This is a genomic window from Mycolicibacterium sphagni (genome assembly GCF_002250655.1).
GTDB classification, from domain to species: Bacteria; Actinomycetota; Actinomycetes; order Mycobacteriales; family Mycobacteriaceae; genus Mycobacterium; species Mycobacterium sphagni.
This window is the reverse complement of record NZ_NOZR01000040.1, coordinates 1-21,494: the sequence shown is the minus strand read 5'-3', so window position 1 is coordinate 21,494 and position 21,494 is coordinate 1. Positions and strand designations below refer to the sequence as shown.

Annotated in this window: 22 protein-coding genes and 1 pseudogene; 16 read left to right on the top strand and 7 right to left on the bottom strand. The window is 66.0% G+C overall.

Features of this window, described 5'->3' with window-relative positions; translation table 11 throughout:
* Positions 1-9 precede the first annotated feature (9 nt).
* Together CG716_RS28210 and CG716_RS28205 are read left to right on the top strand one after the other, a co-directional pair.
* Entirely contained in the window at positions 10-702 is a 693-nt protein-coding gene (locus tag CG716_RS28210) for a haloacid dehalogenase type II (protein WP_207760808.1), read from the top strand.
* 9 nt (positions 703-711) lie between these two features.
* On the top strand, positions 712-1,197 hold the full coding sequence (locus CG716_RS28205; protein ID WP_094484443.1) for a DUF456 domain-containing protein: 486 nt from the start codon (positions 712-714) through the stop codon (positions 1,195-1,197).
* On the opposite strand, the gene CG716_RS28200 is transcribed toward CG716_RS28205, so the two are convergent.
* The 3 genes from CG716_RS28200 to CG716_RS30420 all read right to left on the bottom strand — a co-directional run bounded on the left by CG716_RS28200 (position 1,186) and on the right by CG716_RS30420 (position 3,581).
* Complete coding sequence (locus CG716_RS28200; protein ID WP_094484442.1) at positions 1,186-1,980, bottom strand: tyrosine-protein phosphatase; 795 nt, start codon at positions 1,978-1,980, stop codon at positions 1,186-1,188. The genes CG716_RS28205 and CG716_RS28200 overlap by 12 nt on opposite strands.
* Positions 1,977-3,194: an acyl-CoA dehydrogenase family protein gene (locus CG716_RS28195; RefSeq protein ID WP_094484456.1), complete on the bottom strand. Its 1,218-nt coding sequence runs from the start codon at positions 3,192-3,194 to the stop codon at positions 1,977-1,979. Before CG716_RS28195 ends, CG716_RS28200 begins: the two co-directional genes overlap by 4 nt.
* 210 nt (positions 3,195-3,404) lie before the next feature.
* A complete protein-coding gene (locus tag CG716_RS30420; RefSeq protein ID WP_165774338.1) occupies positions 3,405-3,581 on the bottom strand; it encodes a hypothetical protein in 177 nt (58 codons plus the stop codon).
* Positions 3,582-3,729: 148 nt separating this feature from the next.
* Between CG716_RS30420 and CG716_RS28190 the strand changes: the two genes are divergently transcribed.
* The 5 genes from CG716_RS28190 (at position 3,730) to CG716_RS28170 (ending at position 8,600) form a co-directional block, all read left to right on the top strand.
* Positions 3,730-4,374, top strand: a complete 645-nt coding sequence (locus CG716_RS28190; protein ID WP_094484441.1) for a response regulator — start codon at positions 3,730-3,732, stop codon at positions 4,372-4,374.
* Complete coding sequence (locus CG716_RS28185) at positions 4,367-5,578, top strand: sensor histidine kinase (RefSeq protein WP_094484440.1); 1,212 nt, start codon at positions 4,367-4,369, stop codon at positions 5,576-5,578. The genes CG716_RS28190 and CG716_RS28185 overlap by 8 nt, the downstream gene beginning before the upstream one ends.
* A gap of 146 nt (positions 5,579-5,724) precedes the next feature.
* Positions 5,725-6,846, top strand: a complete 1,122-nt coding sequence (locus tag CG716_RS28180; protein ID WP_094484439.1) for a Re/Si-specific NAD(P)(+) transhydrogenase subunit alpha — start codon at positions 5,725-5,727, stop codon at positions 6,844-6,846.
* The gene (locus CG716_RS28175; RefSeq protein ID WP_094484438.1) at positions 6,847-7,170 is read left to right on the top strand and encodes an NAD(P) transhydrogenase subunit alpha part 2; all 324 of its coding nucleotides are present in this window, start codon (positions 6,847-6,849) and stop codon (positions 7,168-7,170) included. It abuts the gene before it with no gap.
* Entirely contained in the window at positions 7,167-8,600 is a 1,434-nt protein-coding gene (locus CG716_RS28170; protein WP_094484437.1) for an NAD(P)(+) transhydrogenase (Re/Si-specific) subunit beta, read from the top strand. Before CG716_RS28175 ends, CG716_RS28170 begins: the two co-directional genes overlap by 4 nt.
* An 11-nt stretch (positions 8,601-8,611) precedes the next feature.
* Here the strand turns inward: CG716_RS28170 and CG716_RS28165 are convergent, their stop codons facing one another.
* From CG716_RS28165 to CG716_RS30965, 3 genes and pseudogenes are all read right to left on the bottom strand, one after another.
* Positions 8,612-9,079: an acyl-CoA thioesterase gene (locus tag CG716_RS28165; RefSeq protein ID WP_234818080.1), complete on the bottom strand. Its 468-nt coding sequence runs from the start codon at positions 9,077-9,079 to the stop codon at positions 8,612-8,614.
* Positions 9,076-10,203 (bottom strand): low temperature requirement protein A, encoded by a 1,128-nt coding sequence (locus tag CG716_RS28160; RefSeq protein WP_094484436.1) that lies wholly within the window; start codon positions 10,201-10,203, stop codon positions 9,076-9,078. Before CG716_RS28160 ends, CG716_RS28165 begins: the two co-directional genes overlap by 4 nt.
* A gap of 39 nt (positions 10,204-10,242) precedes the next feature.
* Positions 10,243-10,359: pseudogene (locus tag CG716_RS30965) on the bottom strand (CAP domain-containing protein); the annotation flags it as partial.
* 106 nt (positions 10,360-10,465) lie between these two features.
* Here CG716_RS30965 and CG716_RS28150 point away from each other — a divergent pair.
* Positions 10,466-11,137 (top strand): TetR/AcrR family transcriptional regulator, encoded by a 672-nt coding sequence (locus CG716_RS28150; RefSeq protein WP_410430773.1) that lies wholly within the window; start codon positions 10,466-10,468, stop codon positions 11,135-11,137.
* Between the two features lie 29 nt (positions 11,138-11,166).
* Positions 11,167-11,604, top strand: coding sequence for an SRPBCC family protein (locus CG716_RS28145; RefSeq protein ID WP_094484435.1), 438 nt, complete (start codon positions 11,167-11,169; stop codon positions 11,602-11,604).
* A 195-nt stretch (positions 11,605-11,799) separates the two neighbouring features.
* Here CG716_RS28145 and CG716_RS28135 read toward each other — a convergent pair whose 3' ends face one another.
* Positions 11,800-12,495 (bottom strand): GntR family transcriptional regulator, encoded by a 696-nt coding sequence (locus tag CG716_RS28135; RefSeq protein WP_094484433.1) that lies wholly within the window; start codon positions 12,493-12,495, stop codon positions 11,800-11,802.
* A gap of 146 nt (positions 12,496-12,641) precedes the next feature.
* Between CG716_RS28135 and fadD5 the strand changes: the two genes are divergently transcribed.
* The 7 genes from fadD5 to CG716_RS28100 form a co-directional block, all read left to right on the top strand.
* The gene (gene fadD5 / locus CG716_RS28130) at positions 12,642-14,267 is read left to right on the top strand and encodes a fatty-acid--CoA ligase FadD5 (RefSeq protein WP_165774336.1); all 1,626 of its coding nucleotides are present in this window, start codon (positions 12,642-12,644) and stop codon (positions 14,265-14,267) included.
* Between the two features lie 287 nt (positions 14,268-14,554).
* A complete protein-coding gene (locus CG716_RS28125) occupies positions 14,555-15,298 on the top strand; it encodes an MlaE family ABC transporter permease (protein ID WP_094484452.1) in 744 nt (247 codons plus the stop codon).
* Between the two features lies 1 nt (position 15,299).
* Positions 15,300-16,169, top strand: coding sequence for an MlaE family ABC transporter permease (locus CG716_RS28120; RefSeq protein WP_094484432.1), 870 nt, complete (start codon positions 15,300-15,302; stop codon positions 16,167-16,169).
* Positions 16,170-16,173: 4 nt separating this feature from the next.
* Positions 16,174-17,385: an MCE family protein gene (locus CG716_RS28115; RefSeq protein ID WP_094484431.1), complete on the top strand. Its 1,212-nt coding sequence runs from the start codon at positions 16,174-16,176 to the stop codon at positions 17,383-17,385.
* Positions 17,382-18,422, top strand: coding sequence for a virulence factor Mce family protein (locus tag CG716_RS28110; RefSeq protein WP_094484430.1), 1,041 nt, complete (start codon positions 17,382-17,384; stop codon positions 18,420-18,422). The genes CG716_RS28115 and CG716_RS28110 overlap by 4 nt, the downstream gene beginning before the upstream one ends.
* Positions 18,419-19,972 (top strand): virulence factor Mce family protein, encoded by a 1,554-nt coding sequence (locus CG716_RS28105; protein ID WP_094484429.1) that lies wholly within the window; start codon positions 18,419-18,421, stop codon positions 19,970-19,972. The genes CG716_RS28110 and CG716_RS28105 overlap by 4 nt, the downstream gene beginning before the upstream one ends.
* Before the next feature lie 3 nt (positions 19,973-19,975).
* Positions 19,976-21,494 (top strand): virulence factor Mce family protein (locus CG716_RS28100; RefSeq protein WP_094484428.1); only part of this gene is annotated, 1,519 nt, incomplete at its 3' end.

Here is a 21,494-nt window from a genome sequence, read left to right as displayed (position 1 = left end):
GGAGGCGTGATGGTTCGCGCGCTGGCCTTCGACGTGTTCGGCACCGTCGTCGACTGGCGCGCGAGCCTCATCGCCGAACTCCAGGAATTCGGGAACAGGCAAGGCGTACAACGGGATTGGCCGAAGTTCGCCGATGACTGGCGGGCCGGCTACGTTCCGGCGATGGATCTGGTTCGCCGCGGCGAGCTGCCTTGGACGCGGCTGGATGATCTGCACCGCAGGATCCTCGGCGAGTTGCTCCGCGATGCCGCCATCGAGGCCGCGGAGGGCGACATCGATCACCTGAACCGTGCGTGGCATCGGCTGGACCCCTGGCCCGACAGCGTCGCAGGGCTGTACCGGCTCAGGGAGCGCTTCACCATCACCACGCTGTCGAACGGCAACATGTCGCTTTTGATCGACATGGCCAAGCGAGCGGGTCTGCCCTGGGACTGCGTGCTGTCGGCCGAGATCTTCGGCCACTACAAACCCGACCGGGAGGTCTACCTGGGCTGCGCGAAGATCCTGGACGTGGCGCCCGACGAGCTCATGTTGGTCGCGGCGCATCCCAGTGATCTGAGGGCCGCCCGCGACGCCGGGCTACGGACCGCGCACGTCGAGCGGCCGATGGAGTACGGACCCGGGCGTAAGCGAACGGCGATCGAGCCCGACGAATTCGACGTCACGGCAACCGACCTCGTGGACCTCGCTGACAAGCTCTAGATTCGACAGGTGAGCATCGCCGGCATCGTCCTCGTCGGGCTGGCCATCGCGATCGGACTGGTCGGCATCATCGTGCCGCTGCTACCGGGCACCCTGCTGGTCTACGCGGCCATCGCGGTGTGGGCCTCCGTCGAACACACCCTGGTGGCCTGGGCGGTGCTCGGGGTGGTCACCGCCGTGCTCGGGGCGAGCCTGCTGATCAAGTATCTTTGGCCGGCCCGGCGGATGCGCGCCGCCGAGGTGGGCAGGTGGTCGCTCGCCGCGGGCGCGGTGCTCGGTGTGATCGGCTTCTTCGTGATCCCGGTAGTCGGTCTGCTCGTGGGATTCGTGCTCGGCGTGTACCTCGCCGAGCTGGCTGCGCGCCGCGATCAGCGGCGCGCGTGGGCGGCCACGGTGCACGCGTTGAAGGCCGCCGTGCTGTCGGTAGGTGTCGAGCTCACGGGCGGGCTGGTGGCCACCGCAGTGTGGGTGGCCGGCGTGGTGCTAACCCAGTAGTGCGGTGCGAGTCCGCGTGATGTCCTCGGCGGTGACCCCGGCGACCTGCAGGAAGCCTTCCAAATTGCCGTAGTTCTCGTCGATCGTCCGCCGCGCCGTCGCCAGGTACTCCTCACGCACGCCGAGCACTCCGTCGGTCAGGCGCGCCTGGGCGAAGGTAGCGATCTCCGGGGTCTCGCCCGCCCGGTCGACGATCGACTCCATGATGCGTTCGCGCAACGCGGAGACCGCGTCGTTACTGCGCAGGAAGTCGGTCAGGATGGCCTCCTGGGGCACCCCGATCGCCTCGAGCACCACCGCCACGGTGAAGCCGGTGCGATCCTTACCTGCGAAGCAGTGAGTGATGACCGGGCGTCCCGCGCCGACTAGTGAAAACACTTGCCGCACAGCACGTTGCGCGCCACCGAGGACGGGGAACTTCTGGTACTCCTCGGTCATGAACCGCTCCGCCGCGGCCTCGACGTCGTCGTCGGCGGGCTGCTCTGTCATCATCTTCTGCCAGCTGGTCTCGTGCGGTGCCTCGGCCGTGGTGTTGGACAGGTCCGGGAACGGCAGCAGGTGGATGGCGACCCCGTCCGGCACCGCACCGGCCCCGCGGCGTTCCACTTCCTGCGGCGAGCGCAGATCGGCGACGTCGGTGATGCCGAGCCCGCTGAAGAACTCGCGGCCCGCATCATCGAGACGGCTGAGCTCACTGGACCTGAAGAACCGGCCGGGTCGCACTCCGGTGGTCGCGGCGATATCGCGGAAATTCCATGCGCCCGAGAGTTTTCCGTTGTTCACGCGCGGGTCACCGCCGCCGCGAGCGCGTTTTGTTCCCGGCCGATTTCGGCGCGGGCGATGCTGCGCATGTGAACCTCGTCGGGCCCGTCGAAGATGCGCATGGCCCGCTGCCAGCCGTACATCCGCGCCAGCGGGAAGTCATCACTGACCCCGCCGCCGCCGTGCACCTGGATGGCGCGGTCGATGACGTTGCACGACATCTGCGGTGCGACGGCCTTGATCTGGGCGACTAGATTGCGGGCCTCCTTGTTGCCGTGCTGGTCGATGGTCCATGCGGCCTTCTCGCACAGCAGCCGAGCCTGGTCGATCTCGTTGCGGGACAAAGCAATTTGCTGCTGAACCACGCCCTGCTCGGCAAGTGGCTTGCCGAATGCGATACGGGTGCGGGCGCGTTCGGTCATCAACGCCAGCGCCCGCTCGGCCACCCCGATCGCCCGCATGCAGTGGTGAATGCGTCCCGGCCCCAGCCGGGCCTGGGCGATGGCGAAGCCCATGCCTTCTTCGGCGAGCAGGTTGGAGGCCGGCACCCGTACGTTGTCGTAGATCACTTCGGCGTGGCCGTGCTGGTCCTGCCAGCCGAACACCGACGTGGACCGGACAATGTTGACACCGGGCGTATCGACGGGTACCAGGATCATCGACTGCTGCTGATGGGACGCGGCGTCAGCGTTGGTGCGGCCCATGACAATCAGGATCTTGCAGCGCGGATCGTTGGCGCCCGAGGTCCACCACTTGCGGCCGTTGATGATGTAGTCGTCACCGTCGCGAACGATCGCGGTCTGAATGTTGCGGGCGTCGCTGGAGGCCACCGCGGGCTCGGTCATCGAGAACGCGCTGCGGATCTCGCCGGCCAGCAGCGGCTCGAGCCATTGCTTGCGCTGCTGCTCGGTGGCGAACAGGTGCAGGGTCTCCATGTTGCCGGTGTCCGGTGCCGCACAGTTGATGGCCTCCGGCGCGATCTCGGTGCTCCACCCGGTCAGCTCCGCCAGCGGTGCGTACTCGAGATTGGTCAGCCCCGACTCGGACGGCAAGAACAGGTTCCACAGGCCCTGGCCGCGGGCCAGCACCTTCAATTCCTCGACCACCGGGGGCACGGTGAAGTCGTTCGGGCCGGCGGCGGCCCGGTACTCGTCGTAGGACTCCTCGGCCGGGAAGACGTGCTCGACCATGAACTCGGTGAGGCGCTTGTGGTAGTCAGCGCCCTTGGCAGACATGGCGAAATCCATGCCGTCACGATATGACACGTGTCTACGCCACGACGAGGCCCTCCCTTATGACCAGAGGGAGGGCCTCGTAAGCATGTGGAGAATCTGGGTTATCGATCGATAGACCTCCGAACTCCCGGGAACGGGCGGCGGGCATTGTTCATGTGGCTCTCCTCGGGTCGGAGTGTTGGATTGCGGCGAGACGTCTTACGACGCGGTTCAGAGGCTGATGGGGATCAGCGCGGCCGGTGCGGCGGACCCCGGTGCCGTCGCGCTCAGGCCCATGGTGTCGGCGGCCGCGGGGGTGGCGACGACGAGAGTGCCGGCCAGGACGCCCACTGCGAGGGTGGGGCCCGCCAGCGCGGTGGTGAAGCGGCGAGTGAATGTGCGGTCCATGTCCGTCTCCCTTGCTCTGGGGCCGATAACTTTCGGCTATGCCATGACTATTGCCCCGCCGCGTACGCCTGTCTGTCCGCTGATAGGGCCCTGGTAGGGATGAAGTGTTTGTCCCCCGATTGGCGGAGCCCTGTGGAAAGCTCCTGGCATGCCCGATAACCGAAAGGTGCGCGTCGTCGTCGGCGACGACCACCCCCTGTTCCGCGACGGTCTGGTAAGGGCGCTGTCCGGCAGCGGTGAGGTGGACGTGGTCGCCGAAGCCGAGGACGGCACGTCGGCACTGGCCTTGATCAAGGAGCACAGCCCGGACGTCGCGCTACTGGACTACCGGATGCCGGGAATGAACGGCGGCGAGGTGGCCGCCGCCGTGCTTCGCGACGAGCTGTCGACACGAGTGCTGCTGGTCTCCGCGCACGACGACGCCGAAATCGTGTACCACGCGCTGCAACAAGGTGCGGCCGGCTACCTGCCCAAGGACTCCACCCGATCCGAGATCGTCAATGCGGTGCTGGATTGCGCCAAGGGCCGCGACGTTCTCTCGCCTCGGCTGGCGTCGGGGCTCGCCGTCGAAATCCGCCGCCGCGCCGAGCCTTCCGGCCCGTCGCTGAGCTCGCGCGAGCGCGAGGTGCTGAACATGATCGCGCTGGGACGCACCATCCCGGCGATCGCCGAGGCATTGTTCCTGGCGCCGTCGACCGTCAAGACCCACGTGCAGCGGCTCTACGAGAAGCTGGGCGTCGGCGATCGGGCCGCGGCCGTCGCCGAGGCTATGCGGCGGGGGCTGCTTGAGTAATCTGCCGGCCCCGCTGGCTCGCGCCGCCGATTATCTGGGCACCGAGCCGGTGCGGGTCGCGGCCGTGCTGCGCCTGCCACTGATCGTTCTGATCGCGCTGCTGGTCTGGATCGAGGGCGTCGACCACTGGCTGCCGGCGGTGTACTGGTCGGTGCTGATCATCTACACGGTCACCGCCTCGGTGTGGTTGACGGTCGTATTGCGGCGGCCGCTTCGGTGGTGGTTCGGCTGGGCCTCAACAGCTATCGACATGGTCGCGGTGCTAGCGATGTGCGTCGCCTCCGGCGGGGCGACGTCGTGGCTGTTGCCGATCTTCTTCCTGATCCCGATCACCGTCGCCTTCCTGGACCGGCCCGAGATCACCGCCCTGATCGGCGCCACCACCGCGATCGGGTACCTGGGGGCCTGGATCTTCTATTCCAAACACGACGACACGATGGGCCTGCCCAACATCGTGTACGTCCAGGTCGGCTGTCTGGTGTGGCTGGCGCTGGCCACCACCGCGCTCTGCCTGGTGCTGGCCCGCCGCCGGGCCCGGGTGGGGCACCTTCTCGAGGTGCGGCGCAGGCTGGTCTCGGAGTCCATGCAGGCCGACGAACGCAATAACCGGCAGCTTTCCGAACAGTTGCACGACGGGCCGCTGCAGAATCTGCTGGCTGCCCGCCTGGACCTGGAAGACCTGCGTGAACAGCCAACCGAGTCCGGTTTCGAGCGGATCGACTCCGCGCTGCAGGACGCGATCAACATGTTGCGAAGCGCGGTGTCCACGCTGCACCCGCAGGTGCTGGCCCAGGTGGGGCTCGGCGCAGCACTGCGTGAGCTGGTCGGTCAGTACGAGCGACGCTGGAACGTCACCATCGATTGCGTGGTCGAAGAAGTCGGCAAGCCGCCTGCACAAGCCTTGCTGTACCGAGCGGCGCGTGAGCTATTGGCCAACGCGCACAAGCATTCTCGTGCGACCCGGCTGCGCGTCGAGCTCGACAACCCGGCCGGTGCGCTGGTGCTGCGGGTGGTCGACAACGGGGTGGGATTCGACCCAGCCGTCTTGGACCACAAGGTCGCCGAGGGGCATATCGGGCTGTCGTCGCTGGTGGTGGGCGTCGAAGCGATGGGTGGTTCGGTCCAGTTGGTCGACACGGTCGGCGGGGGCACCACAGCCATCGTGACCGTGCCCGACGGCGACATTCCCACTGAGCGAGACTGACAGTCTTCAAACCCTCCCCCAGATGGGGGAACTGTATCGATGCGGGCCATTCTGGCTTGGGGAGATCCCGGCCGATGTGGTTAGGGTGTCACGAGCGCAGGGGCCTTCCCCGGCGAAATCCACGCTAGGAAGCAGACGCAGGGGTCATGACTGATACGAAGACGACGGTTGGCGTCGTCGCCGAGTCGGGTGCCGACGAGCGGCGAGTGGCGCTGGTGCCCAAAGCGGTGTCGACACTTGTCAACAGCGGGGTCGCGGTGGTGGTACAGGCCGGCGCGGGGGAGCGTGCGCTGCTGCCCGACGAGCTGTACACCGAGGCCGGTGCGACGATCGGCGACGCGTGGGCTGCCGACGTGGTGGTGAAGGTCGCGCCGCCCACCGCCGACGAGGTGGCCCGGCTGAAGTCCGGTCAGACGCTGATCGGCTTCTTGGCCCCGCGCAACGCCGACAACCAGATCGCCGCGCTCAAGCAGCACGGTGTGCAGGCCTTCGCGGTGGAGGCGATTCCCCGCATCTCCCGCGCCCAGGTGATGGATGCGCTGTCCTCACAGGCCAACGTGGCCGGCTACAAGGCGGTCGTGCTCGCCGCCAGCGAGTCGACGCGTTTCTTCCCGATGCTGACGACCGCGGCCGGAACCGTGAAGCCGGCCAGTCTGCTGGTGCTCGGTGTCGGTGTGGCGGGGCTGCAGGCGCTGGCGACCGCCAAGCGGCTGGGTGCGCGCACCACCGGCTACGACGTGCGCCCCGAGGTCGCCGATCAGGTGCGCTCGGTGGGCGCCCAATGGCTGGATCTGGGTATCGACGCTGCGGGTGAGGGCGGCTACGCCCGCGAGCTGACTGACGAGGAGCGGGCTCAGCAGCAGAAGACGCTGGAGGCCGCAATCGGTGGTTTCGACGTGGTGATCACGACGGCGCTGGTGCCGGGCCGCCCGGCGCCGCGGTTGGTGACCGCCGCCGCGGTGGAGGGCATGAAGCCGGGCAGCGTGGTGGTCGACCTGGCTGGTGAGACCGGTGGCAACTGCGAGCTGACCGAACCGGGCCGCACTGTGGTCAAGCACGGGGTGACGATCGCCTCGCCGCTGAACCTGCCGGCGACCATGCCCGAGCATGCCAGCGAGCTGTACTCGAAGAACCTGACGTCGCTGTTGGAACTTTTGATCACCGACGGCGCGCTGGCGCCGGACTTCTCCGACGAGGTCGTCTCGGCCTCCTGCGTCACCCGCGAAGCCGCCCCGGCGGCGAAGCCATCGAGCGAAGAGGCCGAGTAAATGTACGAGCAACTGCTGGGCAATCTGGCGATCCTGGTGCTGGCCGGATTCGTCGGGTTCGCCGTTATCTCCAAAGTGCCCAACACCTTGCACACCCCGCTGATGTCGGGTACCAACGCCATTCACGGCATCGTCGTGCTCGGTGCGCTGCTGGTGCTGGGCAACCTGCCCGCCGATGCGAACTGGGGGGTGCGGATCATCGCGTTCGTGGCGCTGGTGTTCGGCACGCTCAACGTGATCGGCGGCTTCCTGGTCACCGACCGGATGCTGGGAATGTTCAAGGGCAAGAAGAAGTCCGACCAGAAGGCCGGAGCTGACAAGTGAACTACCTCGTCAACGTTCTCTACATTGTCGCGTTCGCACTCTTCATCCTGGGCTTGTCCGGGCTGACCGGGCCCAAGACGGCGGTGCGCGGCAACTTGATTGCGGCCGCCGGTATGGCGATCGCGGTGGTGGCCACCCTGATCAAGGTGCGCGATACCGCGACCATCAACTGGATCCTGATCGTCGCCGGCCTGTTGATCGGTGTGGTGTTGGGTGTGCCGCCAGCCAAGAAGACCAAGATGACGGCGATGCCGCAGCTGGTCGCTCTGTTCAACGGCGTGGGCGGTGGCACCGTCGCGCTCATCGCCTGGTCGGAATTCATTGAGACCGATGGCTTTTCGGTCTTCAAGCCCGATCAGGAGCCCACCGTGGCCCTGGTCGTGGGATCGTTGTTTGCCGCGATCATCGGCTCGGTGTCGTTCTGGGGTTCGCTGGTGGCGTTCCTGAAACTGCAGGAGTCGATCCCGAAGAACGTCGAGAAGGCGTTGGTGCGCTCGGCGAAGCTGTTCCAGGCGGCCAACATCGTGCTCGCGCTGGGTGCCGTCGCGGCCGCGGTCTACATCGGGTTGAACGCCGGACACGGTAGCCCGGCCTGGCTGATCGTGCTGGTGCTGGTGCTGGCCGGCGTGATGGGCCTGTTCGTGGTGTTCCCGATCGGTGGCGCTGACATGCCGGTGGTCATCTCGTTGCTCAACGCTTTGACCGGATTGTCGGCTGCGGCAGCAGGTTTGGCGTTGAACAACACGGCGATGATCGTGGCGGGCATGATAGTCGGTGCGTCGGGCTCGATCCTGACCAACTTGATGGCCGTCGCGATGAACCGGTCCATCCCGGCGATCGTGTTCGGCTCATTCGGTGGCGGTGAGGCCGGGGCGGGCCCGGCCGGTGGTGATCAGGGCACCGTCAAGGCGACCTCGGCCGCGGACGCCGCGATCCAGATGGCCTACGCCAACCAGGTGATCGTGGTGCCCGGTTACGGCCTGGCCGTCGCACAGGCTCAGCACACCGTCAAAGAGATGGCCGAGATCCTGGAGAACAAGGGTGTGGAGGTCAAGTACGCCATTCACCCGGTCGCCGGACGCATGCCCGGGCACATGAACGTGCTGCTGGCCGAGGCCGATGTCGCCTACGACGCCATGAAGGAAATGGACGACATCAACGGCGAATTCGCCCGCACCGATGTCACTTTGGTGATCGGCGCCAACGACGTCACCAACCCCGCGGCGCGCAACGACCCGTCGAGCCCGATTCACGGGATGCCCATCCTCAACGTCGACCAATCCCGGTCGGTGATCGTGCTCAAACGAGGAATGAGCTCCGGCTACGCCGGTATCGAGAACCCGCTGTTTTTCCTCGAGCAGACCTCAATGCTGTTCGGGGACGCCAAGAAATCGGTCAGCGAGGTCATCGAGGAGCTCAAAGCGCTTTAGCGCCAATCGCTTTAGCCCTGCAACCCGAGTCTTACGGTTTCCAGTGCCGCACGCCCTTCGTCGGAAATCGGTACCGGGCCGTCGTCGCCGAGCATGACCAGCACGGTGTCGCACACGCCGACGCACTCACCGCGGACGAACAGGCCCGTGGAGGCCACGAACGAGGTGCGCCCGATCCGTCCCACGCCTGCGCCGGTCTGGATGGTGTTGGGCCAGTGCACCTCGGCCAGGAAGTGCACGGCATTCTGCGAGGTGACCAGGCGCAGCCGACGGGTGCCCACGTCGTAGATATCGAGGAACAGGCTGCGGTTCATGGTCGCCCGGGCGTTCTCGTGCAGGGATTCCAGCGCGAGGTTGTTGAGGTGGCCGTTGGCATCCATGTCGCCGTAACGTGCCTGCGCGGCATCGACGACGGGGTAGGAGTCCAGGCGAAGCCGCATCTCGTGCGGCCGCGCCGCGTTCGTTGTCCAGTCGGTCACAGCTGAGCAAGCTTACGGGCCGCATGGCGCCAGCTCACCAGCGCGGCCGCCACGACCATGATCACGGCCGCACCGACCGGCGCGTTGGGTAGTAGCGACGTACACAGCATCGCCACGGTCAGTGCCACGGTGCCGACCGCCTGGACGATGTCGCGGTGCACCGCGTCGAGCACCAACCAGGTCGCAAGCAGGAACACCGCCAGGGGAACGGTCAGGCTCAGCGCGGCAGCGATATGTGGCAGGTGACATTCCCCGAGCCGGTCGGCGACCGCGACCTCCACCCCGGCCGAGAATGCGGCGGCCGAGGCAAAGATGAAGTAGTGCAGATAGCCCCAGTAGAAGGACCGTCCGAAGGTCATGGTCTGACTGTGCTGCGGACGGTCGAAATAGATCCACCACATCGACGCCACGATCGTCAGTGAACAGGCGGCGACGACGATGAGGCTGGTGCGAGCGTGCGCGTCCGAGAGTCCGCCGATGATCGAATTAGCTACCGCCAGAATCGATTCGCCCAGCACGATCAGCGTGAACAAGCCGTACCGCTCGGCGATGTGATGGTGATGGTAGGCCGTCACCTTATGGTGTTCGGCGATCGGCGACACCGACAGGTCGATCACCGCCAGCACCGGGAACCACCACACCGACCCGCCGACGGCCCACCACGAGACCCATAAGACTTGCGCGATGACGATGCCCACGGCGTAGCGCACGCAGGTGCCGCGGTACTCGGGATCGCTGATCGCGGCCCGGGTCCATTGGGCGGCCATCGCCACCCGCATGATCACGTAACCGACGATGATGGCCCCGAAGTCGTTCTCCAGCATCGCGCGCTGCGCGCCGGCGGCGATGACCAGCGCGCCGGCCATCTGGACGAACGTCGTCAGCCGATAGAGCCAGTCGTCGGTGTCATAGGCACTGGCGAACCAGCTGAAGTTCATCCAGGCGTTGAAGATCGCGAAGAACACCATTGCGTAGGCCGCCAGGCCTTCGGCAAAATGCTGCTCTTCCCAGATCTGGTGCAGGGCGCCGGACGCCTGGGAGACGGCGACCACGAAAACGAGGTCGAAAAGAAGCTCGAGTGAGCTGGCCGCACGGTGCGGTTCATCGGGGTCGCGGGCGATCATCGCCCGCAGGCCGACCGGCAAGGGTTTGGTCAGGCGGGTTTAGACCGGCGGGTAAGCGGGCGGTGGGTAGACGCCGCGCAGCGCCCAAGGGAGCCAGCTGAAGAAGTACTCGACCTCATCGCTCGCGTCGTAATCCGGATTCGGATCCATCCGCACACACCTCCCAGAGCCGCCGCAACATTCCGGAGTCTAGTCCGCGGGTCCTCGCCGCGATACCGGTCATTAAACTATCCAACTAGTTGATAGACAGCCGGCTCGCCGGATGAAGACAAGCGAGGACACCATGCCACCCGAGAACGGGATGACCCGGCGCGAAGAGCTGCTGGCCGTTGCCACCAAGCTCTTCGCCGCGCGGGGCTATCACGGCACCAGGATGGATGACGTCGCCGATGTCGTCGGCCTGAACAAGGCGACCGTGTACCACTACTACGCGAGCAAGTCGCTCATCCTGTTCGACATCTACCGCCGCGCTGCCGACAACACCCTGGAAGCCGTTCACGACGACCCGTCCTGGACCGCCCGCGAGGCGCTGTATCAGTACACCGTGAAGCTGCTGACGAACATCGCTGAGAACCCCGAGGGTGCGGCGGTGTATTTCCAGGAGGCGCCCTACATCACCGAGTGGTTCACCGACGAGCAGGTCGGCGAGGTCAGGGAGAAGGAAACCCAGGTCTACGAGCATGTGCACGGCCTGATCGGCCGCGGTATCGCCAGCGGCGAGTTCTTCGACTGCGATACGCACGTGGTCGCGCTGGGCTACATCGGCATGACGCTCGGGGCCTACCGCTGGCTGCGCCCGGACGGCCGTCGCACCGCCAAGGAGATTGCCGCCGAATTCAGTACGGCGTTGCTGCGCGGCCTGATTCGCGAAGAGAAGATTCGGGTGGAGTCGCCGCTGGGGCCCGCCGGCGACCCCAAGAAGGCGCACGCGTAGCGCTCCGGCGCCCTCGATAGACTCGCCCGATGCCGCTCGTCAGCAAGACCGTCGAAGTCAACGCCGATGCCGCTTCGATCCTCGGCATCGTTGCCGATTTCGAGGCGTACCCGCAGTGGAACCCCGAGGCCAAGGCGGTGTACGTCTTGGCCCGCTACGACGACGGCCGCCCCAGCCAGCTGCGGCTCGACATGGAGATCCAGGGTCAGTCGGGCACCTTCATCCAGGCCGTCTACTACCCCGGTGAAGGCCAGATCCAGACGGTGCTGCAGCAGGGCGAGGTGTTCACCAAGCAAGACCAGCTGTTCTCGGTGGTGGCGATGGGACCGTCGAGCCTGCTCACGGTGGACCTGGAGGTCGAGGTATCCCTGCCGGTCCCGGACATGATGGTCAAGAAGCTGGTCAACGACGTTCTTGAGCATCTGGCCAACAATCTCAAGGCGCGCGCCGAGCAGCTCGCGAACTAGGGCCGGCGGGCAGGAGCGAAGCGACCCGGGGAAAGGGGCCGGCGGGCAGGAGCGAAGCGACCCGGGGAAAGAGGCCGGCGGGCAGGAGCGAAGCGACCCGGGGAAAGAGGCCGGCGGGCAGGAGCGAAGCGACCCGGGAAAGAGGCCGGCGGGCAGGAGCGAAGCGACCCGGGGAAAGAGGCCGGCGGGCAGGAACTAGCGCCGCCACATTCCGTTGCGTTCCAGCTGCTCCAGCAGCCGGCGCACGCCGTCGTTGAACTCCGCCCCGGACAGCTCGACCAGCGCGGGGTGGTCCCGCCGTCGGAGCGCGGCGATCAGCTGGCGGTGGGTTTCGACAGCCGCCTCGCCCCACGACGCGTCGGTGACGTAGATCTGCGGCGGCATGTAGCGCGCCGCGTGCAGCAGGAACCAGGCCAGCTTCATCCGGCCGGCCCCGCGGTTCAGCAGCCGGTGGAAGGCGAATTCGGCCGCAGCGATGGTGGCCGGATCGCTCCCGGCCACCGCCGCGGCCAGCGTCTCGTTGGCCGCTTCGAGCTCGCCGATCTGCTCTTCGGTCAATCGCTCGGCCGCACTGGTCACCAACTCCTTGGCGATGGTGGCCTGCAGCCAGTAGATGTCGGCGACGTCCTGGCGACTCAGCGGTTGTACTACATAGCCGCGCCTCGGCTCGAGGGCCACCATCCCCTCGCCCCGAAGGGTCAGTAAGGCCTCACGAACCGGGGTGATGCTGACACCGAGCCGGGCGGCCGTCTCGTCGAGGCGGATGAACGTCCCGGGCCGCAGTGCGCCGGTCATGATCGCTTCCCGCAGATGCGCGGCGACCTCGTCCGACAGCTGCGAACGACGGCCTCCCCGACGGTTTTCAATCCGTGCGGAAGCCGGTGCGTTCACGTGACCTCCGAGGACTTGTGTGGGGTGCGGCAGGTGCAATAGTGTGACCCAAGCAACAGCAAATTTGATCAAATATAACGATTATTGCGCCCTCACGCACCGGATTCACGCAACGTTCACGCCAGACGAACGGATACAGAGGCCTAGTGACCAGACAGCTGACTGCGACCACCGACCAGCCCTACCTGGCGCGCCGTCAAAACTGGACGAACCAGTTGGCGCGGCACGCGCTGATGCAGCCGGACAAGACCGCGCTGCGGTACATGGGCCACACCACGACATGGGGCGAGCTCGAACGCCGCGTCACCGCGCTCGCGGACGCGTTCAGCCGGCGCGGCGTGCGGTTCGGCGACCGGGTGATGATCCTGATGCTCAACCGCCCCGAGTTCATCGAGGCCACCCTGGCGGCCAACCAGCTCGGCGCGATCGCGGTGCCGGTCAACTTCCGGCTGACCCCGCCGGAGTTGGCGTTCCTGGTTCAGGACTGCGAGGCGGCCGTGCTGGTCACCGAAACCGTGCTCGCCGACGTCGCCAAGGCCGTCCGTGACATCGCCCCGGCGCTGTCCAGCGTCGTCGTCGCCGGTGGCGCGACCGATGACGGCGTGCTCGGCTACGAGGACCTCATCGCCGAAGATGGCGAGCAGCACGAACCGGTGGACATCCCCGGCGACAGCCCGGCCCTGATCATGTACACCTCGGGCACCACCGGGCGGCCCAAGGGTGCCGTGCTGACCCACACCAACCTGGCCGGCCAGGCGATGACCGGCATGTACACCACCGGCCCCGACATCAACCACGACGTCGGCTTCATCGGGGTCCCGCTGTTCCACATCGCCGGAATCGGCAACACCCTGGGCGGCCTCATCCTGGGCACCCCGACCGTCATCCATCCGCTCGGCGGATTCGACCCCGGGCAGCTGCTCGACGTGCTCGAGGCCGAGCGAGTCACCGGCATCTTCCTGGTGCCGGCACAGTGGCAGGCCGTCTGCGCCGCCCAGCAGGCCAAGCCGCGCGACATCCGGCTTCGGTCGCTGTCCTGGGGTGCGGCCCCGGCGTCGGATACCCTGCTACGCCAGATGTCGGAGACGTTCCCCGACAGCAAGATCCTCGCCGCGTTCGGCCAGACCGAGATGTCGCCGGTGACGTGCATGCTGCTCGGCGACGACGCGATCCGCAAGCGCGGGTCGGTCGGCAAGGTGATACCGACCGTGGCGGCTCGCGTTGTCGATGAGAACATGAACGACGTGCCGGTTGGCGAAGTCGGCGAAATCGTCTATCGCGCACCGACTCTCATGGCCGGCTATTGGAACAACCCGGAAGCCACCGCCGAGGCGTTCGCCGGTGGCTGGTTCCACTCCGGCGATCTGGTCCGGACGGACTCCGACGGCTATGTCTGGGTGGTCGACCGCAAGAAGGACATGATCATCTCCGGCGGCGAGAACATCTACTGCGCTGAGGTGGAGAACGTGCTGGCCGCACATCCGGCGATCGTCGAAGTCGCGGTCATCGGTCGCGCCCACCCCAAGTGGGGCGAGGTGCCGGTCGCCGTCGCCGCCATTTCCGCGCCCGGCTTGGAGTTGTCCGAACTCGATGAGTTCCTGACCGAGCGACTGGCCCGCTACAAGCATCCGAAGGGCCTTGAAGTCGTTGACGCCCTACCACGCAACCCCGCTGGCAAAGTGTTGAAGACCGAATTGCGGATTCGCTTCAGCGCCAGCGCCGGAACTGATTCCGTAGCCGAAACTGCTTCGGATGCAGCCGATCCCGGCTAGCGTCCGGGCCGCTTACGGACGCGACAAATTTCGACATAAGACCAGGGAGGGTTAATAGTGCAGATGCGGTGCACGGGCCCTCGGCGATCGGGTACATTCCTGTGGTCCGCCTTACTACTCGTTAGTAGGGAGACGACACTCACTCACGCCGGGACGGGGCAAGGAGGGTATGTGCCAGACGGACTGCCGTTAAGCCGCGACCGACGTGGTCCCGTTATGTGGGTGGTGAAGTGACGACGACGACGACCGGTCTTGGCGATTACGTCCAAGACAAGGTGCGTCCCGCCATGACCGCCATCGGTGGGTTCTTCCGCATGTGCGTGCTCACCGCGAAGGCGACGACGAAGTGGCCTTTCGAGTGGCGAGAGTTCATCCTCCAGGGCTGGTTTCAGTTCCGGGTGACGTTTCTGCCGACCATCGCCGTGGCGGTTCCCAACACGATCCTGATCATCTTCACCATCAACATCCTGCTGGTGGAGTTCGGCGCCGCTGACGTCTCCGGCGCAGGTGCTGCACTGGCCGCCGTGACCCAGCTCGGCCCCATCGTGACCGTGCTGGTGGTCGCGGGCGCGGGCTCGACAGCCATCTGTGCCGACCTCGGCGCGCGCACCATTCGTGAGGAGATCGACGCCCTCGAAGTGCTGGGCATCGATCCGATCCACCGTCTGGTGCTGCCCCGGGTCGTCGCATCGACATTCGTCGCCGTGCTGCTCAACGGCGCCGTCATCGCCGTCGGCCTGGTCGGCGGATTCATCTTCGGCGTGTACATGCAGAACATCTCCGCCGGCGCCTACGTCTCCACCCTCACACTGATCACCGGACTTCCCGAGGTGATCATCTCGATCGTCAAGGCACTCACCTTCGGGCTGATCGCCGGCTTGGTCGGGTGCTACCGCGGCCTGACCGTCTCCGGCGGTTCCAAGGGCCTCGGCACGGCAGTGAACGAAACGCTCGTCCTTTCCGTGGTCGCATTGTTCGCCGTCAACGTCGTGCTGACGACGATTGGTGTTCGGTTCGGAACGGGGCACTGACATGAGTACCGCAACAGTTCTGCGCGGCCGCTATCCCCGCGCGTACACCACCGCCACCAAATGGGCGGCCTCGCCGGGCCGGTTCATCACCAGGGTCGGCGACGTGGCGTGGTTCACCGTGACCGCGGTCGGCCAGATCCCCCACGCCCTGCACTACTACCGCCGCGCGACGCTGCGGCTGATCGCCGAGATCGGGATGGGCACCGGGGCGATGGCCGTCATCGGCGGCACCATCGCCATCGTCGGTTTCGTGACCCTTTCGGGTGGCTCGCTCATCGCGATCCAGGGGTACGCCTCGTTGGGCAATATCGGTGTCGAGGCGTTCACCGGGTTCGTCGCGGCGCTGGTGAACGTGCGCGTCGTCGCTCCACTGGTCTCCGGACACGCCCTGGCCGCCACCGTCGGCGCCGGCGCGACCGCGGAACTGGGTGCCATGCGTATCAGTGAGGAGATCGACGCCCTCGAGGTGATGGGCATCAAGTCCGTCAGCTACCTGGTGTCGACGCGGATCCTCGCCGGCATGGTCGTGATCATTCCGCTGTACGCGATGGCGCTGCTGTTGTCGTTCCTGGCCGCACAGCTCACCACGACTGTTCTCTACGGCCAGTCGACCGGTACCTACGACCACTACTTCCGCACGTTCCTGCGGCCCGACGACGTGTTCTGGTCGTTCGTGGTGGCCATCATCATCGCGATGTTTGTGATGATCAATCACTGCTACTTCGGCTACAACGCCAGCGGCGGTCCGGTCGGCGTGGGCGAGGCCGTCGGAATCTCGATGCGCGCCTCGCTGGTCGCCGTCGCGACGGTCGTCCTGTTGGCCTCGTTGGCGCTTTACGGCACCAACCCGAACTTCAATCTCACGGTGTAGCGGTATGACCGAGCCGTTGAATTCGCCCAGGCGCCCGCCGCTCAAGCTGGCGGGCGTGGTCTTCTTGGTGCTGGCGGTTGGCCTGGTGACCCTGGTCTACCTCCAGTTCCGCGGGGATCTCACGCCGAAGACGCAGCTCACGATGGTGTCTGACCGGGCGGGTCTGGTGATGGACCCGGGCTCGAAGGTCACCTACAACGGGGTGGAGATCGGCCGCGTCAGCAAGGTGGCCGCGGTGGATCGCGGCGGCAAGTCGGTCGCCGAACTCACCCTCGAGATCGCGCCCCACTACATCTCCCTGATCCCGGCCAACGTGGACGCGCAGATCAAGGCCAGCACGGTCTTCGGCAATAAGTACGTGTCGTTCACCAGCCCCAAGGATCCGGTCAAGACCAGGATTTCGAGCGCGGACGTCATCAAGTCCTCCGGGGTCACCACGGAGTTCAACACGTTGTTCGAGACGTTGACGTCGATCTCGGAGAAGGTTGATCCGGTCAAGCTGAATCTGACGTTGTCGGCTGCTGCTGAGGCGCTGGGTGGTCTGGGTACCAAGTTCGGGCAGTCGATCGTCAACGGCAATGCGGTCCTCGATGACGTCAATCCGCAGATGCCGCAGATCCGCACCAATATCCAGCAGCTGTCCAAGCTGGCCGATGTCTACATCAAGGCCAGCCCGGACCTGTGGGACTTCCTGGATCACGCGGTCACCACCGCGCGCACCCTCAACCAGCAGCAGAAGGATCTCGATGCCGCGCTGCTGGCCTCCACCGGGTTCGGCAACACCGGCGCCGATATCTTCGAACGCGGCGGCCCCTACTTCGTACGCGGCCAAGCCGATTTCGTCCCCAGCGCCCAACTGCTGGACACCTACAGCCCGCAGCTGTACTGCCAGATCAAGGGTGAGGCCGAGGCGCTGCAGCCGGCACTGGATGCCTTTGGCGGCAACGGCTATTCGCTCGACACCGTCACCGAACTACTAGGCGCCCCCAACCCGTACGTGTATCCGGACAACCTGCCCAGGCTCAACGGGCACGGCGGCCCCGGCGGGGCACCGGGTTGCTGGCAGAAGATTGACCGCAATTTCTGGCCGGCGCCGCACCTGGTGGTAGACGATGGTGCCTCGCTCGCGCCGTACAACCACTTCGAACTCGGCCAGCCCATCCTCACCGAATACGTCTGGGGACGCCAAGTCGGGGAGAACACGATCAACCCATGAAAATCACCGGCACAGCAATCAAACTCGGGGCATTCGCGTTGGTGCTCCTGCTCTTCACGGCGATCATCGTCATCGTGTTCGGGCAGTTCCGATTTGACCGGACGACCGCGTACACAGCCGAATTCAGCAATGCCAGTGGCTTGCGTGACGGCCAGTTCGTCCGTGCCGGCGGTGTCGAGGTCGGCAAAGTCTCCAACATCACGCTCGCCGACAACGGTCAGCGGGTGCTGGTGACGCTGAACGTCGACCGGACGTTGCCGCTGTACCAGTCGACCACCGCGCAGATTCGCTATCAGGACCTGATCGGCAACCGCTACGTCAACCTCGATCGCGGCACCGGTCAGGGCGCCGACCGGGTGCTGCCTGCCGGCGGGTTCATCCCGATGTCGCGCACCCAGCCTGCCCTCGACCTCGACGCACTGATCGGTGGTTTCAAGCCACTGTTCAAGTCCTTGGATCCGCAGAAGGTCAACACCATTGCCTCGTCGCTGATCACGGTTTTCCAGGGGCAGGGCGGCACCATCAACGACATCCTGGATCAGACCGCCCAGCTGACTTCAGCGTTGGCCGACCGGGACCAGGCGATCGGTGAGGTGATCACCAACCTGAACACCGTGCTGGACACCACCGTCAAGCACGAGAAGGACTTCGACCAGACGGTCAACAACTTCGAGATCCTCATCACCGGGTTGCGCAACCACGCCGACCCGCTAGCTCAGGCGACTGCCGATATCAGCAGTGCCGCAGGCACTTTGGGTGACCTGCTGGCCGACGACCGTCCGAAACTCAAGGACACCATCTCCAAGCTGGAGACCATTCAGCAGCCGCTGGCCGACGGACAGGATCGCCTCGACGATCTGCTGACCAAGCTGCCCGTTGCGGTCAAGATGATCGGCCGCGCCGGCGGTATCTACGGCGACTTCTTCAACTTCTACCTGTGCGACATCAATCTGAAGCTCAACGGCTTGCAGCCCGGTGGCCCGGTCCGCACCGTGAAGATCACTCAGCAGCCCACGGGTAGGTGCACGCCGCAATGAGGACGTTAGAGACTCCCAACCGGGTCAAGAACGGCATTGCCGGCATCCTGATCATCCTGCTGGTCGTTGCGGTGGGCCAAAGCTTTTCGGGCATTCCGCAGTTGTTCGCCCAGCCGACCTACTACGGCCAGTTCACCGACAGCGCGGGCTTGAACCCGGGCGACAAGGTCCGCATCGCCGGTATGGACGTCGGTGAGGTCAAGTCGCTGAAGATCGACGGCGATCACGTGCTGATCGGATTCGACTTGGGCGCCAGGCAGGTTGGCACCGAGAGTCGGCTGGCCATCCGCACCGAGACGATCCTGGGCAAGCGGGTGCTGGAGATCGAGCCGCGCGGCAACCAGAAATTGCGTGCCAGCGCTGTGCTGCCGGTCGGACAGACCACCACGCCGTATCAGATCTACGACGCGGTGTTCGACGTGACGAAAGCCGCCCAGGGCTGGGATATCGACACCGTCAAGCGATCGCTGAACGTGTTGTCGGAGACCATCGACCAGACCTATCCGCACCTGAGTGCGGCACTGGATGGGGTGGCGCGGTTCTCCGACACGATCGGCAAGCGCGACGAGCAGTTCAAGCAGCTGCTGGCCAACGCCAACAAGGTCGCCGCGGTACTGGGTAACCGCAGCGAGCAGATCAACCGGCTGGCGGTCAACGCTCAGACGCTGCTCGCGGCCGTCAACGAGCGCCGCAACGAGATCGACTACCTGCTGTCCAACATCTCTGAGCTCTCGGCCCAGTTCACCGGTTTCGTCAACGACAACCCGAACCTGAATCACGTTCTGCAGCAGCTGAATACGATTAGCAACGTGCTGGTGAAGCACAAGACGGACCTGTCCGACGTGCTGATCACCGCGTCGAAGTTCATGGGCGCACTGGCCGAGGCCATCGGCTCGGGCCCCTACTTCAAGGTGCTGGTGGTCAACCTGGTGCCGTACCAGATCCTGCAGCCCTGGGTGGACGCCGCGTTCAAGAAGCGCGGTATCGACCCCGAGGAGTTCTGGCGCAACGCGGGCCTGCCGGCCTTCCGGTTCCCCGATCCCAACGGCCAGCGCCAGCCCAACGGTGCGCCGCCGCCGGCCCCCAGTCCGCTGGAGGGCACGCCGGACCATCCGGGTCCCGCCGTCGGCCCCGGGTCGCCCTGCTCGTACACCCCACCGGCGGACGGCATTCCGACAGCGGCCAACCCGCTGCCGTGTGCCGGCCTGACAGACGGACCCTTCGGTCCGGTGCCGGGCGCATACCCCGCCACCGACGTGCCGATCTCGGCGCCCAACCCCGCCGCGGTCCCCGGGCCGGGCGTGCCGAGCGCCGCCTTCCCCGGCGAGCTGTCACCGGATGTGCGCGGTGTGCCGGCCCCGCCGCTGGCACCCGGCCCGCCGGGGGCCCGCACCGTTCCGGTCGCCCCGACGCCGGGCCCGGCCACCGATATCCCCGGATACGCCCCGCCGCCGAACGCCCTTATCGGGCCGATCCCGCCACCGGGACCGGGTCCGCAGGTGCCGCCGGTCGGCGACCTGGCGCCCGTCGATCAGGGAGGGGGAGCCTAACCGATGTCGACAGTCTTCAATATTCGTAACCTGGGCATGCCGAAGATGTCTCGCGCGTCCGTGATCATCGGCACGCTCGTGGTGATCATCGGAGTGTTCGCGGCGTTTGGCGGCTACTACCTCTACAAGAAGGTCACCACCAACACGGTGGTGGCGTACTTCCCCGAGGCGCTGGCGCTCTACCCCGGCGACCGGGTGCAGATCATGGGCGTGCAGGTCGGCAAGATCGACAAGATCGAACCGGCCGGCGACAAGATGAAGGTCACCTTCAACTACGAGAACAAGTACAAGGTGCCGGCCAACGCCACCGCGACGATCCTCAACCCGAGCCTGGTCGCCTCCCGCGTGATCCAGTTGGCGCCCGCCTACACCGGCGGACCGGTGATGGAGAACAACGCCGTCATCCCGATCGATCGCACCCAGGTGCCGGTGGAGTGGGACGACCTGCGCAACCAGATCTCGGACATCGTCACCAAACTCGGCCCGACGCCCGAGCAGCCCAAGGGCCCCTTCGGTGACGTCTTGGAGTCCTTCGCCAACGGGCTGGAGGGCAAGGGCGAGCAGATCAACACCACGTTCAAGGCCCTGTCCGACGCGGTGACCGCGCTCAACGAAGGGCGTGGCGACTTCTTCGCCGTGCTCAAGAGCCTCGCACTGTTCGTCAACGCACTGCACAAGAGCGACCAGCAGCTGGTGGCGCTGAACACCGACCTGGCCACCTTCACCGGTTCGTTCACCCAATCGGATCAGGAAGTGTCCAAGGCGGTCAAGGACATTGACACGCTGCTGACCACGGCGCGCAAGTTCGTCAACGACAACGGCTCGGTGCTGAGCAAAGACATCAACAACCTCTCCGACGTCACGACTCAGATCCTGCAGCCGGAGTCGCGCAACGGCCTGGAGACGGTGTTGCACGTCTACCCGAACCTGGCCGCCAACCTGCAGAACATCTATCACCCGACACACGGCGCGCTGGTGGCTATTCCGACGATCGCCAGCTTCGCCAACCCGCTGCAGTTCATCTGCAGTGCCATCCAGTCCGGTAGCCGCTTGGGCTACCAGGATTCGGCGGAGATGTGCGCGGAGTACCTCGCTCCGATCATGGACGCGTTCAAGTTCAACTTCCCACCGTTCGGCGTCAACCAGTTCTCGACGGCCGAGATGCTGCCGAAGTATGTGGCCTATTCCGAACCGCGGCTGCAGCCGCCGCCGGGGTATAAGGACACGACGGTGCCGGGCATCTGGTCGCGAGACACGTTGTTCTCGCACGGCAATCACGAGCAGGGCTGGATTGTGGCGCCGGGCATGCAGGGCGTCGACGTGCAGGCGTTCACCGCGAACATGCTCACCCCGGACTCGCTGGCCGCGTTGATGGGCGGGCCCGATCCCGTCGACTACCCGCCGGGTGGTCCGCGCGGTGGCGCGCCGTCGAACTCCTATGACCAGAACAATCCGCTGCCGCCGCCGTGGTACCCGGGCGCTCCCCCGCCCCCGGCCCCGGGACCGGACGTGGTCCCCGGAC